At 69.9% G+C, this 18,098-nt stretch carries 16 protein-coding genes; 9 read left to right on the forward strand and 7 right to left on the reverse strand.

Annotation, left to right across the window (positions count from 1 at the left end; all coding sequences use genetic code 11):
* Window positions 1–245: 245 nt before the first annotated feature.
* Window positions 246–1,487: an IS4 family transposase gene (locus NRF20_RS03385; RefSeq protein WP_413754515.1), complete on the reverse strand. Its 1,242-nt coding sequence runs from the start codon at window positions 1,485–1,487 to the stop codon at window positions 246–248.
* 447 nt (window positions 1,488–1,934) lie between these two features.
* Here NRF20_RS03385 and NRF20_RS03390 point away from each other — a divergent pair, with 447 nt between their 5' ends.
* The 7 genes from NRF20_RS03390 (at window position 1,935) to NRF20_RS03420 (ending at window position 6,566) form a co-directional block, all read left to right on the forward strand.
* Window positions 1,935–2,933, forward strand: a complete 999-nt coding sequence (locus tag NRF20_RS03390) for an alpha/beta hydrolase (protein ID WP_398631944.1) — start codon at window positions 1,935–1,937, stop codon at window positions 2,931–2,933.
* A gap of 109 nt (window positions 2,934–3,042) precedes the next feature.
* Window positions 3,043–3,507 carry a MarR family winged helix-turn-helix transcriptional regulator gene (locus tag NRF20_RS03395; RefSeq protein ID WP_266354839.1) on the forward strand — a complete coding sequence of 155 codons (465 nt, stop codon included), beginning with the start codon at window positions 3,043–3,045 and terminating at the stop codon, window positions 3,505–3,507.
* Between the two features lie 187 nt (window positions 3,508–3,694).
* Window positions 3,695–4,243: a dinucleotide-binding protein gene (locus tag NRF20_RS03400; protein WP_398631945.1), complete on the forward strand. Its 549-nt coding sequence runs from the start codon at window positions 3,695–3,697 to the stop codon at window positions 4,241–4,243.
* A gap of 43 nt (window positions 4,244–4,286) precedes the next feature.
* Complete coding sequence (locus NRF20_RS03405; protein ID WP_398631946.1) at window positions 4,287–4,421, forward strand: hypothetical protein; 135 nt, start codon at window positions 4,287–4,289, stop codon at window positions 4,419–4,421.
* Window positions 4,421–5,191, forward strand: coding sequence for an SDR family oxidoreductase (locus NRF20_RS03410; RefSeq protein ID WP_413751967.1), 771 nt, complete (start codon window positions 4,421–4,423; stop codon window positions 5,189–5,191). The genes NRF20_RS03405 and NRF20_RS03410 overlap by 1 nt, the downstream gene beginning before the upstream one ends.
* Window positions 5,192–5,251: 60 nt before the next feature.
* Window positions 5,252–5,686 carry an ester cyclase gene (locus NRF20_RS03415; RefSeq protein ID WP_398631948.1) on the forward strand — a complete coding sequence of 145 codons (435 nt, stop codon included), beginning with the start codon at window positions 5,252–5,254 and terminating at the stop codon, window positions 5,684–5,686.
* Window positions 5,687–5,930: 244 nt separating this feature from the next.
* The gene (locus tag NRF20_RS03420) at window positions 5,931–6,566 is read left to right on the forward strand and encodes a hypothetical protein (protein ID WP_398631949.1); all 636 of its coding nucleotides are present in this window, start codon (window positions 5,931–5,933) and stop codon (window positions 6,564–6,566) included.
* Window positions 6,567–7,070: 504 nt separating this feature from the next.
* Here the strand turns inward: NRF20_RS03420 and NRF20_RS03425 are convergent.
* A complete protein-coding gene (locus NRF20_RS03425) occupies window positions 7,071–7,235 on the reverse strand; it encodes a hypothetical protein (protein WP_398631950.1) in 165 nt (54 codons plus the stop codon).
* 192 nt (window positions 7,236–7,427) lie between these two features.
* Here NRF20_RS03425 and NRF20_RS03430 point away from each other — a divergent pair, with 192 nt between their 5' ends.
* Window positions 7,428–7,607, forward strand: coding sequence for a SelB C-terminal domain-containing protein (locus NRF20_RS03430; RefSeq protein ID WP_413751968.1), 180 nt, complete (start codon window positions 7,428–7,430; stop codon window positions 7,605–7,607).
* A 257-nt stretch (window positions 7,608–7,864) separates the two neighbouring features.
* On the opposite strand, the gene NRF20_RS03435 is transcribed toward NRF20_RS03430, so the two are convergent.
* Window positions 7,865–8,140, reverse strand: coding sequence for a hypothetical protein (locus NRF20_RS03435; protein WP_413751969.1), 276 nt, complete (start codon window positions 8,138–8,140; stop codon window positions 7,865–7,867).
* Window positions 8,141–8,266: 126 nt separating this feature from the next.
* Here NRF20_RS03435 and NRF20_RS03440 point away from each other — a divergent pair, with 126 nt between their 5' ends.
* Window positions 8,267–9,694, forward strand: coding sequence for a multicopper oxidase family protein (locus NRF20_RS03440; protein WP_413751970.1), 1,428 nt, complete (start codon window positions 8,267–8,269; stop codon window positions 9,692–9,694).
* Between the two features lie 232 nt (window positions 9,695–9,926).
* Here NRF20_RS03440 and NRF20_RS03445 read toward each other — a convergent pair whose 3' ends face one another.
* From NRF20_RS03445 to NRF20_RS03460, 4 genes are all read right to left on the reverse strand, one after another.
* Complete coding sequence (locus tag NRF20_RS03445) at window positions 9,927–11,678, reverse strand: DUF4157 domain-containing protein (protein WP_413751971.1); 1,752 nt, start codon at window positions 11,676–11,678, stop codon at window positions 9,927–9,929.
* A 339-nt stretch (window positions 11,679–12,017) separates the two neighbouring features.
* A complete protein-coding gene (locus NRF20_RS03450) occupies window positions 12,018–14,153 on the reverse strand; it encodes an AAA family ATPase (RefSeq protein WP_398631956.1) in 2,136 nt (711 codons plus the stop codon).
* Entirely contained in the window at window positions 14,150–14,854 is a 705-nt protein-coding gene (locus NRF20_RS03455) for a DUF4255 domain-containing protein (protein WP_398631957.1), read from the reverse strand. The genes NRF20_RS03450 and NRF20_RS03455 overlap by 4 nt, the downstream gene beginning before the upstream one ends.
* Window positions 14,851–18,003, reverse strand: a complete 3,153-nt coding sequence (locus NRF20_RS03460) for a hypothetical protein (protein WP_413751972.1) — start codon at window positions 18,001–18,003, stop codon at window positions 14,851–14,853. The genes NRF20_RS03455 and NRF20_RS03460 overlap by 4 nt, the downstream gene beginning before the upstream one ends.
* Between the last annotated feature and the right edge of the window lie 95 nt (window positions 18,004–18,098).

An 18,098-nucleotide genomic window follows, 5' to 3' on the forward strand; every position in this document is an offset into this window, starting at 1 on the left:
GCCCCAGGTGCGGGCACTCGCCGGTGTGCCGCGGTGTCGGCCGTCTAGGTGCAATACCGGTGATTTAGGTCTTTTTCCGGGAGGTCGGGGCTGGTTTGGTGGGTCCGACGAGGGTGATGACTGGGGTGTCCAGCCTGGGCTGGTTGTTGTGTTCGGTGCGTTTGAGGGCCCAGTTGGACATCTTGCGTTTGATGACACGGGGATTGGAGCGTAACCGCCTTGGTTCCAGGAGCCGTTGACCGATTTCAAGCAGAGTCTGTGCGAGGGCCCGCGTGAGTCGGGAGGGGGGAAAAACCCGCCTGGGCGGTGACCTGGCGGCGGACAACGCGCACGGCGCGCGTGAAAGAGATCCGGTCCGGATCGTGTCCCTCCTGTCGTGCGGCTCCGTGCATGAGGTCCCGCACGGCATGGTGAACGAGGAGGAACGCGAAGATCTCCTGCTCGGCCCCGGCCGGGTGCTGGGAGCGCAAGACCAGCCGTGGCCCGCCCAGGTGGGTCTTGATCTCGTCCAGCGTGGTCTCGATCTCCCAGCGTTCGGCGTAGAGCGCGGCAAGTTCCGCCGCCGGCGCAGTGTCCGGGTCGAGGAGGGTGGTGACCAGCCGGTAGACGGTGCCGTCCTTCCCGCGTGGGCCAAGGGTGTACTCGATGACGCGGACCCGGGCCGGGTCGGCCCGCCGGTTCTTGTCACGGGCGGCGACGATCTCCGACAGGTAGGAACCATCGGGCAGCGACGTCACCACAGGCAGCACCGCGTTGCTCTTGACCCGCCAGAGCAGGTCGGCGCCGGTTGCCGCGGCGGCCCGCCACAGGTCGAATCCGAGGAACCCGCGGTCGGCCATCAGCAGCATCCCCCCGGTCAACGAAGAGAACAGGCGCCCGGCCAGCACGGTCTCGTGCACCGCCAGCGGACCGACCTCGGCAGCAAAGACCGCATGAGTGCCGCACTCGACCAGAGCCGCAACCCTGGCCTGCGGATACGCACTCCTGCCCTGACCACGACCTGTCCCCGGACGCCCGAAAGACCCGGCATTCGCCACCGTGTCCGGCAGATCGAACGTCGTCCCGTCCACAGCAACCAACCGCAGCCCCCGAAACCACGCGCCACGCGACCCCGGGACCGCCACCGGCCGACACACCCGGGCGAACAACGCCTTCAACACCTCCGGCCCCAGCCGCAGCCGCGCCCGCCCAATCGCTCCGCTCGTAGGCACCCGCCACCCCTTTGCCCAGCGGCCCTGGCGCTCCAGACCCTGCGTGAGAAGACGCCCGACCTCCTCATACCCCTGCCCCGAAAACAGGCACATCGCCAGCACGAAATACACCACCACCCGAGCCGGAAGCAGCCGCTGGCGCTGCTCAACACGCCCGCACTCCGCCACCACCTCGTCCACCAGATCCGGCGTAAACGTGCGCGTTAACACTCCGAGAGCGATGCGATCCGAAAACCGCTCGCCCCCGACCGACTTCACCTGTCCCGGCCTTGGCACACTCAACACAACGAACCGACACCCTCAAAGTCACCGGTATTGCGTCTAGGTGGGTTCTGCCGACGCGAACACGGACTCCGCCTGCGAGTTTGGTCATGGGACTCCCTCTCGTTTTCCCGAATGCGACGCGAGCCGGCGCGTCTTGAGAGTCCCACCGGTCTTGTTGACATGTCAACAAGTAGTGATGATCTTGTCCGCGTGTCGTCGCACGCACGCCGAAAGACCTCGGAGACATCCGAGTAAGTCCTGTTTCTCAGTCGTAGGCCCGCTTGGAGGAGGTATCTACCGAAGACACCCCAAGCCCGTGTACGTGGCCGACGGCGGCCGGACGGCCAGCTGAATGTGCCGCGAAGCACCCACACGCTCCGGCATCCCGTGCCCCCGCGCCGACACACCCACGCCCCGGCCACCCGGCCAGGGCCGCCCAGCGCATGTCCAGGAGAACCGATGACGACACTCGCACCCCGCGAACCCCAGCCCACGAACCCCGGCCCGCCGCCGCCCTTCGACCCCGAGCTCGCCCCGGCGCTCGCGCCACTGGCGGAAGTCCTGCCGCCGGCGATCCTGCCGTCCATGATCTCCTCCGTGCGTCATTCCATCGCCGGCCAGCGGCCATCGGACGAAGACCTGGCGCGCGGCGGGGCGATCGAGGTGCAGGAGCGCCGGATCCCGGGGCCGCCCGGCGCACCCGACGTCTCACTGCTGATCTGCCGCCCGCGTACCGTCGCCACCCCCAGACCGGCCGTGTACTTCACCCACGGCGGCGGATTGGTCCTCGGCGACAACCGCAACCTCATCGGGGAGATGCTCGACTGGGTGCAGGAGCTCGAAGTCGTCCTCATCTCGGTCGAATACCGCCTCGCCCCGGAGCACCCCTACCCGGCCGCGATCGAGGACGTGTACGCGGGACTGGTCTGGGTCGCGGACCACGCGGCCGACATCGGCGTCGATCCCGACCGCCTCGTGGTCGCCGGGTCCAGCGCGGGCGGTGGCCTGACCGCGGCCGCCACGCTCCTGGCCCGGGACCACAGCGGCCCGCGCCTCGCCGGACAACTCCTCGCCTGCCCGATGCTCGACGACCGCAACGACACACCGTCCGGGATCCAGATGGCCGGACGCGGCGTCTGGGACCGCACGTCGAACGACACCGGCTGGACCGCGCTGCTCGGGGAGGCGCGCGGCGGCCCCGACGTCTCCCCGTACGCGGCCCCAGCACGTGCGTCGAGCCTGGCCGGTCTGCCACCGCTGTTCATCGACGTCGGCTCCGCCGAGACGTTCCGCGACGAGGTCGTCGCGTACGCGTCCCGCTTCTGGCTCGCCGGCGGCGATGCGGAGCTGCACGTGTGGCCGGGCGGATTCCATGGCTTCGACGCCATGGTGCCGGGCGCGGCACTGTCCCAAGCCGCCCGCGCGGCCCGGCTGCGCTGGCTGCGCCGAGTTCTGTAGACGTGCTCCGGTCCGGCCGACTGCTGCCTTCGGGCACCACGCGAAGCCGCTTGAGGGGCTCCGGCTACGATTCCCGAACCAGTGGACACACACCCAGAAGATTGGCCTCATGAACGAACCACTCTGGCTCGACGTGCGTGAGGCGGCTGTCTGGAAGAAGTACCGGGACCTGCAGCGCCAGCTGCAAAGTGCCCTGGACCGGCAGCTCGCCCGCGACTCCGTGCTGTCCGGAGCCGACTACGCGGTGCTCGTCCCCCTGTCCGAGTCGCCGGGCGACGTCCTACGGGCCCGGGAGCTCCAGGCCGAGCTGGGCTGGGAACGGAGTCGGCTGTCGCATCAGATCAGCCGCATGGAGAGGCGCGGCATGGTCGCCCGCGAGCCGTGCGAGGACGACGCACGCGGCTCGATGGTGCGCATGACCGCCCAGGGCCGGGCCGCGATCGAGGCCGCCGCACCGCAGCACGTCGAGACCGTCCGCCGCTACTTCTTCGACCCTCTCGCCCACGACGAAGTCGAAACGCTGGGCGTACTCTTCGACCGGCTCCTCGCCTCACTCTCACGCGACACGGACTGACCGTTCCTCCGTCCGCCCCCTCACATGGCTGATCATGGCGCAGTGCCCGCACGCGCCGCGCAACGCCCCACTGGATCGCGCCGTCGGCAGACCCTACGTAACCCCGCCGCATAGGCGACCGTCACCGACGCGAGTCGGCCGACGCGCTGCGAGTGTCGGCTGTGACAGACCTACGTGAGGAGTCGGGATGAAGATCACCGTTGTGGGGCGAGGACGTGTCGGAGGCGGCCTGGCCAGTCTGTGGGAGAAGGCCGGCCACGAGGTGACCGGCCTTGGCCGCGACGGCGGCGACGCGGCCGGTGCCGACGTCCTGGTGGTCGCGGTGCCGGGCCCGGCGATCGCCGATGCGCTGGTGCGGGTGTCGGGGCTGGCCGGACAGGTGACCATCGACGCCTGCAACCTCTACGGACCGCGGGACGACTCCTTCCCCTCGCTGTCCCACCAGGTGAAGTCGATCGTCGGCGGACCGACCGCGAAGTCGTTCTCGACGAACTTCGCCGCGATGTACGACCAGATCGAGGCGCAGCGCGTTCGCCCGAGCAACCTCTTCGCCGCCGAAGCGGCCGCGCGGGAGACGGCCGAACAGCTGATCCGGGACGCCGGCTACGACCCCGTCTTCGTCGGCGACCTCGATCCCGGCGCCCGCCTGCTCGAAGACAGCTCAGCACTCACCCGTGCGCTGGCCGGACAGCTGGGCCCCTTCTTCTACCGCTACGGACGTCCCGGCGAGCTGTGAACCGCCACCGTCCGCCACACATGTCCAAGGAGCAAGCCACCTCATGACCACCACCGCCGCGGTCAGCGGCAGCACCGGCTTCGGCAGCAACGGCCCAGAGGCCATCGCCACGCTCGACCGGGTCGCCGCGTCGAGCAACGCACTGGCGGCCCCGCGTACCGCCGCCCCGGAGGCGTGATGAGCGACATCCTGGCAGGCAAGGTCGTCGTGGTCACCGGCGCCGCGAGCGGGATCGGCCGGGCCATCGCGGTCGCGGCAGCGCGGCACGGCGCGAAGGGCGTCATCGTCGCCGACCTCACCGAGACCCCGCGCGAGGGCGGCGAGCCCACCGTCGGCGCGATCGAAACGCTGGGCGTCCCGGCGCGGTTCGTCGCCACCGACGTCACCCGCCGCGCCGACGCCGACGCCCTGGTGGAGGCCGCGAGCGAGTTCGGTGGAGTCGACGTCATGGTGTGCAACGCCGGAATCACGCTCGGCGCGGACGGGGCAAACGTCGCCGAGGCCGACTACCGCCGCTTGATGGCGGTCAACCTCGACGGTGTCCTGTTCGGCGCCCAAGGCGCGGCACAGCAGATGAAGGACCGGGCCACGCCCGGCAGCATCGTGCTGATGGCCAGCATGGGCGGACTGGTCGGCGCCGGATTCACCGTCGCCTACTCGACGAGCAAGGGCGGGGTCATCCTGATGGCCAAGTCCCTCGCCGACGCCTTGGGGCCCGACGGCATCCGGGTCAACGCCGTGTGCCCCGGCACCATCGACACCCATCTCCTGAGGTCCACGCCCGACATCGCGCACGCCGCGGACGGGTTCCGGCAGCGGACTCCGCTACGGCGCCTGGGGCAGCCGTCCGAGATCGGTGACGCCGTGGCGTACCTCGGATCGGATCTGTCGAGCTATGTGACCGGAACCGCCCTCGTCGTCGACGGCGGCCTGACCTCGGTGATCTGACACCTGCTCAAGACCCGTGCGAGCCGAACCGGCCGACCGTACCTTCCACGAAGGAATCCCATGAGCGAGAACAATCCGAGCGAGGCCGCCAAGGCGATCGTCCGTCGCAACACCGAGGAGGTACAGGGCGGCGGGGACTTCGCCCTCTTCGACGAACTGTTCGCCGACGACTTCCTCGACCACACACCGCAGCCGGGACGTACGGCCGACAAGGCGGGCGCACGCCAGCTGTACCAGGTGCTCCGCGAGGCCTTCCCCGACTTCCACGCCGTCATCCACTGGCAGTCCGCCGACGGCGACCTCGTCACCACGTACAAGACGTATCACGGCACCCACAAGGGCGAGTTCTTCGGCATCGCGCCCACCGGCAAGCAGATCAGCTTCGAAACCGTGGACGCCATGAGGGTACGCGACGGGAAGATCACCGAGCACTGGGGCGTCGCGAACCTGTTCTCGCTGATGCAGCAGCTCGGCGCGCTGCCGGCTGCCGTATAGGCGCTCGACCTCTCTGCATGAGAATTCGGCCCGGCAGACCCCCCCACGGTGGCCGCCGATCGGCGGCCTGATGCGCGGCCGGGCCGACAACTCAAGCCTGGCCGCGCACCTGACACGAGACAGACCGGTCCCGCCGACGCGCCCCAGGAAGAACACCCCGACAAGCGAGAGCGACCACACCTGTGGCCTACACACACCCTGGTTGTGGCCACACGCCCTCAAGCACGTGAGATGGAGCGCACCAATGTCCCCCACTGCGCGGATGACCACCCACGACGCCATGACCACCATGGACGTCCCCGCCAGATTCGACGTCACCCACTGGCCGATCAACGTCGAAAAACACCTTGCACGGACAGAGAAGCCGCTCCACCGAGCCATCCTGAAGAACTACCTCCGGCACCTGCTCCTCGAAGTCTCCGGATACTGGGACCAGATCCTGGTCCCCGAACTCACCGTCGACGTACCCGAGTACCGCGTCGGCGACCGGGGCACAGTACGGGTCCTGTCCGGCAAGGCCGCCGTCGAGGACTTCTACCGGGAGACCTACGAATCGCGGTCCAACGTGATGGGCGCCCGGACGATGAACATGTGCGTCGAGGACTTCGGCGTGACCACCGAGGCCTACTGGGCACACGTCGTACCCGGCGAGTTCCTGGACGATCACGACGTCGACGCCGACCCCGACGCGCACTACCTGATGAACTACAACATCTTCCAGGTGTTCGCCTATACCGACGAAGCCAAGCTCATCGGCGAACGCATCTACGTGGACTCGGCGAGCTACCGCTACGAGAAGCTGCCCCCGGAGGACGTGGTAACCCCCGAACAGGCACGCCGCGAACTCGCCCCACTGCTGTCCCGCGCGACCCTCGCCTGAACACCCCTCGCTGATCGCGTGGCGATCAGCGAGGGTCGAGGGCGGCCGAGAAGCTCGGCGCCAACCGGGAGTCAATCGGCAACCCGACCTCCCTCGGGAACCGTCCGGTGTAGCCAAAAGGCCGCCGTGGGGGCGGTTGAGGTCCATCAGGATCGCGGCCGCATTCGTCAGAGTGCCGGCCAGATCGGCCTCGTGAGCGTGTGGCTCGCGTGCGCGCAGCGCCCGCGCCATGTCCAGCGCTTCATTGGCCGTGGCCGGCGCCATCTCTTCCTGCCCCGGCTCCGACTGATGAGTGGCGAGATTCGTGAGGCGTTGGGCAAGAGCGGCTTTCTACGCGCCGGGAACCGTGCGCACGAGTTCGCGGCACAGAGCGACGGCTTTCTGAGCGTGGTCCAGTACATGTTCCACCTGTCCCAGATCCGCGAGGTGGTTGGCAAGGCTGGTGGTGCTGTGTGCGAGAGCGATCCGGCGCTCGGCGGACGTCAGGTGCTTCGCGAGGGCCCTTCAGGTGGCCACGGCTTCCATAGCGGCGGCGAGACCTTCCTCGACGTTCCCCAGGGTGCCCAGCAACCGCGAGAGGTGATCGAGACTCACCGCGAGCGGCACGTTGACAGCGGCGTCGGCTTCCGCCCTGCGCTGCGCCAAGCCGGTCCGCCATGTGCTGGGCAAGTCGGGTCTTCCCCTGCCTGCCCGCCCGGACCGTGGACGAGACAGGTGCCGAAGCCGGGCTGTTCTACCCAGGCCCGGGAGCACCTGTGCGGGCCCGCCCCGGAGCCCCGCTCTCGGAACATCCGTGCTCCCCTGCCGTCGTACGACCCGATCGGCCCACGCCTCCCGGGCCGATGGGGCGAAGAGACCTGCGTGTCCGACCAGGGGCGCGCCTGCCTCGGCACGAGCCGCAGAGTCGCGGTCCCCCTGTTCGAGTACCTCGACCGGCTGGGACTCACCGTCCGTACGAACGCCCACGAGCGGCGGCTGCGCACCGGCGGTCCGACGGCCTTTGACCGGCCGGACCCTCCCGGTGAGGGACCGCGTGCCTGAGCCGGTGGCGATCGGCCATCCGCGCCGCCTTCGTCGGCGACCCGCGCCCGTGCGGTCGCGACTGCGGTGCCTCCTGCCGAACCGCGGCGTAGTGGCAACGGCTGCTCCTCCGCCGCAGCTCCGGCGTGTGGAGAGGAGGGGGCCCGGGCAAGAAACCGGGCCCCCTCCCCCATGGCCTGCGACGGCACCCTCCGCGGACCCGGAACCCCGCATCTCGCTCGACCGCGGATGCGCAGGCTCCTCGAAGGTCCGGTCGGTTACCGGATGTGAAGCTGGACTTGAAGGTTCCGGGTACCCGATCCCGCCCGGTAGATCTGCGCGCCGCCCCGGTGTCCCACCGGCCGGGCGCCGTCGGGAGCGGTGACCCGGCCGGAGGTGGACGGGACCTCGACGGTGGCCGTGCTGTCGGCCGGGACGCGCACGGTGAGGAAAACCCCCTTTCCTCTACTCCGCCACCCCGGTGCACGGCGTACACCGTTCGGGCGGCTGCCGCCGCCGTCGGCGCGTGGTCGTAGGGCCCGTGAAATGCGCATGCCTACGCTCCTGTTGACAGGCCGATGGCCTTCTTTGTGACGTCTGCCGGGCATCACCCCGCCCGGCCGCACAACCTCCCTGGGAGAGATGTGACCCGGTCCAGTACTCGCCCTGCGCCGGCCTGGATGGTCATCGGCCTGGTCCTTGCCTCGGCCTGGATGGCCGGCTGTGCGGGCCACGCACCGATGGGGCACCAGCCCGCAGCGGAAGGCGGCGCCACACCTGTGGGTCTGGGCCCACGATTGCAGGACCCGCCAGAGCTGGTCAGCAGCGGCGGTGTCCTCAAGGCGACCATCGCGGTGGAACGGCGCAAGGTCCGGGTCGGCGACCACCAGTTGTACGCGACGACCTACAACGGGGCGTACATGCCTCCCACCTTGCGCGTACGCCCCGGCGATCGCATCGACCTCACCATGACCAACCACATCAACGAGAACACCAACGTGCATACGCACGGGCTCCACGTCTCGCCGCGCGCCCCTGCCGACGACATCTTCATCGCCATCAAGTACAACCAGTCGTACCACTACTCGTACCGGCTGCCGCACAATCAGCCCACCGGCACCTACTGGTACCACTCACACGCCGACATGAAGTCCGCCGCCCAAGTCGCGGGCGGCGAGTCCGGCGTCATCATCATCGACGGTCTGCGGCACTACCTGCCTCCGTCGTTGCGCGGCATCACCGAGCACACGATCGCGCTCAAGGACTTCCAGGTCCAGGGCGACTCGGTCAAGACCCACCCCCTGAGCATCGGCGCACCCACCAATCGCACCGTCAACGGCCAGACGAACCCCGTCATCAACATCCGGCCCGGCGAGACACAGCTCTGGCGGCTGGCCAACATCGGCGCCAACATCTACTACAAGCTCCACCTCCCGGGCACCCGCTTCCACGTGATCGCCCAGGACGGCATTCCCGTCCGGAAGGTCTACGCCCAGGACACGCTGGTCATCCCCGCCGGTGCCCGCTTCGACATCCTCGTCCGGGGCGGCAGCCCCGGCACCACCCGGCTGGAAACCCTCCCGTACAACACCGGTCCTGCCGGAAACCAATTTCCCCAAGCGACCCTCGCGACCGTCATCACCGGCGGCACACGCATGACGCAGGCCGCTGTCCCGACCGACTTCGCTCCGCACGAGGACCTGAGCAGCGCAACGATCGCGGCCCGCAAGACCGTGGTCTACACGGAAAACAAGGAGGGCACGAAGTTCTTCATCAACGGCCGGCTGTACGACCCCGACCGGATCGACTTCACCTCTGTCCTCGGCACCGTTGAGGAGTGGACCATCCGCAACGATACGGACGAGGACCACAGCTTCCACATCCACACCAACGACTTCCAGCTGATGAGCACGAACGGGAAGGTCCACGAGCCCTCTCACAGCTGGTACGACACAGTGAACGTGCCCACGCGCAGCAAAATCGTCATCCGCATCCACTTCACCGACTTCACTGGAAAGACCGTCCTGCACTGCCACATCCTCAACCACGAGGACATGGGCATGATGACCGTCCTCGACATCGTCCCGCCCCGCAGCGGGGGCCAGTAGTCACGCAGCAAGTGACCACCGACCGCAAGGCGGGGAGGAGTGGCAGAACCAGCTTGACCGCTTTTCTTCAGACCATGCAGCGGACGGCGGTCGGTCTGCGCAACCCGAGCGGGTGACCGTTGTCGAGCAGGGGCACGAAGCACGGTCGGTCACCGGCGTCACGCGGCAGTTGACTGCCGACGAGACGGAGCTCCAGGCACTGCACGTATGAAACCGTGACCCGCGAAGCGTTCTACGACGACTGATCCGTGGGCTGGAAGGCGCGGCTCCGGCGGTCGTACGCCGCCTGTGCCACCGCCCGCAGCCGCACGTAGAAGGGGTTGTCCTGGCTGATGTGCCACATGTGCAGATAGATCAGCATCTGGTTGAGCACGGTGTCGTACTCGACCAGCGTGCCGGACGCGTCTCCGGCCGCCTTGCCCCAGTCGACCAGGCGCTCCTTCTGAGCGGCGGTGATCTTGCCCGCCTTCTCGAAGGAGTCCGCGTACCTCTCCAGCTTGTGCGGTTGAGCGCCGTAGACCAGCTTTTCCTCCAGCATCCCTCGCTGGAATTCGTCGAACTCGGGGTTTCCGGCCAGCGCCGCCTGAAGATCGCTGAGCGCCTGCTTGCGCTCGGCCGCCAGCGCCGCGACCTCCTCATCGGTCGCCCCGGACCGCACCAGCTCCATCACCGGGCTGCTGCCGAACGCCTGGTGGGCCGCCACATGGGTCAGCTCGTGGGCGATATGTCCCAGCAGGAAGGAGGTGCCACCCCTGGCCTGGGTGTCGACGCTGAATGTGAACGCCGGGCCGCCGCCGTCGGTGGTCGGGTTGAGCTTCATGCCCGGCATGCCGCCCTGCGGGTACTGCATCACGGTCACCAGGGGCACCACGGCCATCAGTTCCTCGATGACGGCGCGCGTCTCCTCAGGTAGTGCCCGGTCCTCGCGGAGTGCCCCCAACTTCTGGACGAATTCGCGCATCATCGCGTCGAACCGTTCCGCGGGGACGGCCTGGGCCGCCTTCTGGGCCTCACCGGCCGGCATGCGGATGTCGAGGTCCGGGTTCTTCCCCTCGCTCATCATCTGGTCGACTTCGGTCAGCAGGTCCCGGAAGACAGCCTGGGGGTCCAGCTGTCCTTGCGCCGCGTCGGCCTGCTGGCCGAGCTGCTGGGTGCCCCCGACGCGCGCCCCTCCCTCGGCCTTGTGGGCGACGTAGTCGCCGCACGCCTTGACGATGTCCTTGAGGGCGAGCAGCCGGGCGCCCTGTCGGGCGTCCGGCAGGGCGTAGAACGCCTTGAGCGCCTTGTCCACCTTGGTGATATCGGAGCGGCCGCGCAGCCCGGAGGTCGCCGTGCTCTGCTTGAACTCGCCCTCGGTCATCATCCGGGACACTGTGATCAACTGCGACACGGCCGTGTTGCCCACGGTGCTTTGCGGTTCCGCGAGGGTGCGAGGGCCGAGGCTGTTCCGTACGGGGGACGCGGGCGGCGTGCTGCGTGTCTGCCCGGGGCTCTCGCGGGAGGGTGCGCTCGCGCTCTCCGGCGGAGCGGCCATGGCCCGCCTCGCGTTGGCCTCCGCCTCGCGTTCGAAACGGTCCGAAGGATCCGAGACCTTGAGGCCGTCGCCGTTGTCCGTGCCGGCGACGGGTCCCTTGCGCTGCTGGATGACATGGGTCAGTTCATGAGCCAGGGTGTGCAGGTCAGCCCCACCCGCACCGATCACGACGTGGTGGCCCGAGGTGTAGGCACGGGCACCCACGTCCGCGGCGGAGGCGCGTGCCGCACTGTCGTCGTGCACGCGGACGTCGGAGAAGTCGGAGCCGAGGCGTGCCTCCATCTCGGTACGGACGGGTTCGTCCAGCGGCCGGCCCGGCGAGCGGAGCACTGCGTGCGCCGTGGAGCGCTGAACGGGCTGCGGGTTCTCCTGCCCGAATGCGCTGCACTCGGTCTCTTCTTCGACCATGCGCGCCACGGCGGCGTTGCCGATGGTGCGCTGCAGGTCCATCGCCCGCGCGGGCGTCAGACGGCCGGGGCCGGGCCGGAGCACCGACCCCGCACGTTTGGCCGCTCGCGCCGATGGTCCCGGGCGGACTGCCTTCGCCGACCGTTCGTGTGCATACACAGCTGCTGGCCCCTTCCGCCGCGACCAGGGGCGACGACGGTCGGATCGGACGCCGCTCACCCTGTGGGCTCGAGCCTATCGGCGCACTCGACAAGAAGATTGGCCTTGCAGGGCAGGGGCCTTCTCCCTGAGGGCAGCGTCTCCCACCCTCCGGGTACGCACACCGTCGCCCCCGGCCCACACCGCCGGCCGGGAGAGGTACGGCCGGGGTTTCCGAAGGCGCTACCGTTCGCCCCGTTCCTTTGCACGGTCCAGCCAAGGACCGAACTCGCTTTCCAGGACCAGCCGGCCGAGTTTGCGGTACTCCTGCAGCACGGCCGAGACGATCTGCTCCATACCCAGCGGTCTCCCGGATTCCGCCGCAAGATATGCGGCGGTCACCGCGCAGGCGCGGATCGACCCTCCCGCCAGCTCGAAGCGTCCCGCGCAGAACTCCAGGTCGAGTTCCGCCTCGCGTGGGATCGCCGTCCCGAGGCAGCGGTCCCACAGGGCCAGTCGCTGCTGGGCGTCCGGCATGGGGAACTCCGCGATCACGTCGAGGCGGCGGGTGAAAGCCCCGTCGAGATTGGCCCGCAGATTGGTGGTGAGCACCGCGATCCCGTCGAAGGACTCCATCCGCTGCAGCAGGTAAGCCGACTCCACGTTGGCGTGGCGGTCCTGCGCGTCCTTGACCTGTGAGCGCTTCCCGAAGATCGCGTCCGCCTCGTCGAACAGCAGGATGCCGTTGACGTCGGACGCCTCGACGAAGATCCTTTCGAGATTCTTCTCGGTCTCACCGATGTACTTGTCCACCACGGTGGACAGATCCACGACGTAGAGCTCCATGCCGAGCTCCGACGCCACCACTTCGGCGGACATGGTCTTGCCGGTGCCGGACTCACCGGCGAACAGTGCGATGACCCCTCGTCCCCGGCCGCCGCCCGGCCTCATCCGCCACTGACCGAGCACCTGCTCACGGTGGCGTGCGCGCAGGGAGAGTTCGGACAGCTGGCGGAGGGTTGCAGAAGGCAGCACGAGGTCGTCCCAGCCGACCGCGGGCTCGATGCGACGGGCAAGCCGTTCGAGCCCCGCGCCGTTCTGTGCCCGGACCGCCGTGCGCAGGTCCTGCGCGTCCACCGGACGCTCCTCCAGGACCGCCAGCCGGGAGGCGACGACGGCGGCCTTGCGTACTTGCTCGGAGTCGAGCCGGTAGGAGGCGGTGGCCTCGATGAGTCCCTCGTCGGCCGACGCGTTCTCGGCGGGCAGCCCGACAGACGTGCCTGCCTCGGCGAGCGCCCGACGCCACTGCCGCGCCACGCCCGCGGGGGCGGGGGGCAGGACGCGGACCGGAACCGGGCTCTCCCTGGTCCACAGCGGATCCCAGTTCTTCTTCCCGAACGCGATCAGGGGAGCACCGCTGACCGCCGCGCAGAGGCCACCGAGCAGCTGGGCTCCCTCGGGCCGCTCGGGGGCGAGCGATTCGAGCGGCCCGAGGACGACGCCGCCGCGGCTCAGCCGGGCCTCGGCCGCCAGGGTCCGTATGAGCTTCGCCGGTTCGGGAGCGGCGGCGAGTGCCGCGATGTCGACCACCAGCGGACGACGCCCCGCGGCGAGAAGCGCCTCGACTGCCAGTCTGCCGGGGTCGCCTCCCCGGTCGAGCAGATGCACCAGGCCGCTGCCTGTGCCCAACGCCGCTGCGACCCGCAGGGCCTCCGGTCCCGTGTCCGGCTCCTGTTCGGGCCCGACCACACGGACGAGGCCGCGCAGCCTCCCATCGGGCTCGTCGTCGCCGAGCAGGTACGCGGTGATCCGGTCCGGCACCCGCAGCACCCGCGAGAGCAGGGGGCGGTCGGCTTCCAGGACCTCCAGCAGCCCGCCTGCGACCAGCGGGGCGGACGGCGAGAACCGGAAGCGGCCGGAGCTCGCGGCGGACAGCCCGCAGAGTTCCAGTGCCAGGCCGATGGCCGGCCTGCGCCGGGTGAGGTCGTCGTTGAGGTAGCCATAGAGCCGCTCGAACCGGATGTCGATGTCCGGGGCCATCGCGACCAGCAGGAGGTCGACATCCAGCGGTACCAGGCCGAAGTTCTCGGCGAGGTGCCAGATCCGGCTCCCGGGCGGGGAGTGCGGCGAAGGCTCGGAGCCGTAGGCCGGTACGGGCGCGAACGCGTCGCGGGACTCCATGATCTGCTCGACCGCCTGGGGGGTGAGGTACTGCCCCCGGTACGGATCGTCCGGTTCCGGGTCGACGGCCCGCCGGGCCGCCACGGCGTGCCTGACCCGTTGCTCGACGTGGATCAACCGCTCCCAAAGGTCCTCGATGCCCGCCGTCGGGGTGCCGGGCAGTTCGCGGACGGCATGGGTGCCCTGTGTCGTGGTCATCGAGCCGCGCCCCCGCGCCTGCGCCGGCCGGGCGGCAACTGCCGTTCACGTTCTGCGGCGAAGCCCTGCCCACCGGGGTCGGACGCCCCGTCGTAGCGCAACCGGCGCCCCGGTCCCGCCCCGTCGCCGTCCCGTGCGGCGGCGGCCTTCACCACCAGCCCTTCGGTGACCGGCGGGCCGGCGGAAGTCCGTTCGCCGGCCAGCGGTGCCCACACACGCAGGTCGATCGCGGCCTTGAGCTCACCGCCGAGCGCGGACCACACGTCCGAGGCGGACGGCCCGTCGGTGCCCGGACCCGCCGCCTCGATCTCCACGGTCAGCCCGAGTTCGGCGAGGCTGCCCGTGTGCATACGGGCGGGCAGGACGTCCGACCGTACGAGGCAGCGCAACACCTCGGAAAGCAGACGGTGTTCGTCCTGCGGGCGGTTGGTCCAGGCGGTCACCAGATAGGTCAGCTCGAACCAGCGCGGCGGGGTCCGCCAGCCGATGACCATTCCTTGGTCGTCGTGCTCCTCGGCCGTGCCGGTACGGCGGCGGGCCGCATCCTCACGGATGCCGTGGAGGAAGACACTGATCGTGGGGGCGTTGCGCCGGGCGGACCAGTCCTTCGTCGGTGCGTCGAAGACCAGGTCGACGCCGCTCTCCTGGAGGCCGGCGTCGACCAGCAACAGCCGCAGCCCCTCGTCCACTTCGTGGATCATCGGCGTCCCACCTCGTCCGGCGGGACGATGGTGCCGCTGACCACCAGGAAGGGCGTGGTGACCGGGCTGAACCCCGGTCCCTCGGCGGTGATCGTGCGCGGCCCCGTCTGGTCCTTCGCCAGGATCAGCAGCTGCGCGATGAACGTACGGTCCCCACGCGGGACGGTGGGCGGTGCCGTCGCCGTGATCCCGGGTTTCCAGGTGAGCGTCACAGGTGCTCCGGGCGGGAAGTCCTTGCCTCGTACGGAGGTGACGAACCCGGGTTTGCCGACGGCGGGCACCGCGACGATACGGGGCTGGAGGATGCGCAGCGGAATCCTGGAGACGTTGTCGCCGGTGTCGGCGTCGGTACCGGTCGTGGTCAGCGTTCCGGTGATCGTCGTCCTCAGCGCCCGGTCCGGCTTGAGTACGACACGGACGACCGTGGAGGCCCCCGGTGCCAGGTCGGGCAGCGTGCACACTCCCGCGGCGCAGCCCGCCGGAAGCGGACCCGCCGGGATCCGCGCGGGCAGTCCGAGCCTCAGCCGCAGGCCGGTGGCGAGCGCGTTCTTGCCGTTGCGCACGGTGTACGTCACCACGACCCGGCCGCCGACGAAGCCGGGGCTGGGCTGGGCGCGCACCGTGACGCCGGGCCCCGCTTGCGGTTCGGGCGGCAGAGGGGCCGGAGGCCGGGGCGGCGAGGTCGAAGGAGACGGGGTGGGCGTCGGTGTCGGAGGTACGTCCTGGACCGGGACGGTCGTCCCGGTGGCGTTGTCCGTGGGGTTCGGGTCCACCACGGCTCCGGTGACCGACCAGCCGATCTGCTGGTCTCCCGTCGTCACGCCGGTCAGCCGAGCGGTGACCTCCACGCTGGTCCCGGGCCGGAGCACGCCCAGGTCGCACTGAGGCGACCCGGTGGCGCAGGGCCCGGCCGGGGTGGTGAGCTCCTCCAGGCGCACGCCGGGCGGGGCGTCGACGGTGAACGTGGTGCCGGGCGAGGGTGCGGGACCCCTGTTGGTGACGGTGACCGTCACCGACACGGAGGAACCGACCTCCACCGCGGGTCCGGTGGGCGGTGCGGTCAGGGACAGGTCGACCGACTGCTGGAAGGCGGGCTCCTTCTGCCGCCCGGTGAGTCTGTCGCCGAACGGCGTCAGCGTGCCGGAGGAGAGGTCGAGCACGGACAGCTGCTCCGGGGAGTTCGGCGCGAGTGCTCTGCGTGAGCTCAGCACCAGCCGTCCCGCGTCCGGCGACCAGGCCACGTCGCGGGGCTGGAAGGGCCCGGTCTGCGAGGTGTCGGGGATGTCCTGATGGCATGCGTCGGGGTTGTTCCGCTGGACGGACGGAAGCACGACCCGGCACTCGCCACCGGTCAGCGAGGTCACGAGGATTCCGTCGCGCTCGTTGACCCGGCCGCCGCCGTCCTTGCGGTTGAAGGCGAGCGTGCCGCCGTCGGGGGAGAACGCGGGGCTGTCGTCGATCACCTTGCATTCACCCGGGCAGATGGTGACGCTGAGGTCCCGCTGCTGGTCGAGTGCCGCCACCGGCACGGTCCAGACGTGCTTGATGCCGCCCAGGCCCCGGATCACGTGGTTGCGGGTGAAGGCGAGGGTGGTTCCGTCCGACGACCAGGTCGGCTGCGCGTCACCTCCTGCCAACTGCCCTTCCGGCGGGACTACTTTGCCCACGATCGCTCCCGTGGCGACGTCCGCGATGAGAATGCTGCTCGGCCCCGCGGCCTGGCCGACCCCGCCGGGCGAGGTTCTGGTGAACGCCAGCTTGGTGCCGTCCGGCGAGAACGTGGGGTCGGTGTCCCAGTCGCGGGGACCGCGTCCGGCGAGCGGCATCGCCGCCTCGTGGGTGCCGTCGGCGTCGGCCAGCCAGATCCGCTCGACGCGCTCCTTCTCCCGCCCCTCGAAGCGGGTCAGGACGATGCGCCTGCCGTCCGGTGTGTAGTTCTGCCGCTCGGTCCAGGGGTCGTAGGCCTCCGCCGGGTTGAACAGCGGGTCCTTGGCGGGGTCGGTGTTGGTATTGGCCTCCGGGTCCTCCTTCAGGATGGAGAGCCCGAGGTCACGCGGGTCCGATCCGTCCTGCCTGACGTCCTGGAGCGTCACGTCGTTCGCCTCGCGGGGGGTCCGCCGTGCCACGACGGGGGTCCCGGAGTCCGCGGGCCCGAGCCAGGTGGGCGATTCGACCGCGCGGTCCTCGCCGAGCGTCAGGCCCGGCTCGTTCCCGTCGAAGGCGGTCGTCCGGTAGACGTGGTCGTAGTCCTTGCACCCGCAGGTCGTGTCGGGGCTGAGGAAGAGCAGGCCGTTCCCGTCCGGCAGCCAGGCGGCCGAGCGGGTGCGCCAGCCGGCCTGGACACCGGTCAGCAGCGGACGGTCGGCTCCGATTCCCTCGGTCACCCGGAGCCGGGGACCCGTCGTCTCATCCGTGGTGAGGGTGTACGCGATACGAGCACGGTGGGTGTCGTCGTCCACCGGGTTCCACTCCGGCTCGGTCGCGTCGCCGGGCGGGCCGTCACTGATCAGCCTCGCCGCGCCGCCGGCCACGGCCCGTTCGTATATCAGCCCGGTCCGCCCGGGACCGGAGTCACAGGAGTACGCGATCAGTGAGCCGTCCGGGGAGAAGGTCGGGGAGGTCTCGTTGTTGGGGGTGTCCGTCAGCCGCCGCAGGCCGGAGCCGTCGACCCCGACGGTCCACAGTTCACGCTGGACCACACCGTCCGACCCGGGCTCCGCGGAGTCGAACACCACGGTCCGTCCGTCCGGGGAGAGTTCGGGGTGTGCGGCGTCCCGGCCGGTGGTGAGCTTGCGCACCGCTCCGCCCGCGTCACGCACGTACACCTGCGGCCGCAGGCTGTCGCGCAGGCTGGTGAAGACCAGTACCTCACCGCGTGCGAAGGGGTCCTGGTCGTAGTGGGCCGGTCCGGGACCGAACAGCGGTGCGCTGGTGGACGGGTCGGTGACCCGCCCGAGACTGCGGTGTTCGGTACCGGCGTAGGCGATGCGCCCGGCATCCACCGGGCTTTCGTCCGCCGCCGCGGCGAATCTCGGCGCACTTTGGGGCGCGGTCGCGGAACCCGCCACCAGCAGAGGCGCCAACAGCACCACAGCGCCCGTCAGTCGGCCCAGCCGGGTATGCCTCGCAGGGCCAGCAGTGCCGGTCACGGCCCACCTCACAGTCCTGTTGATGACTCTCCAAGAAAAGCATCGTGCATGCGCCGGGCCAAGAACAGGTCCGGAGTACCCGGAGCAGGGGAAGG

It is taken from the genome of Streptomyces sp. R-74717, assembly GCF_047305335.1.
GTDB classification, from domain to species: domain Bacteria; phylum Actinomycetota; class Actinomycetes; order Streptomycetales; family Streptomycetaceae; genus Streptomyces; species Streptomyces atratus.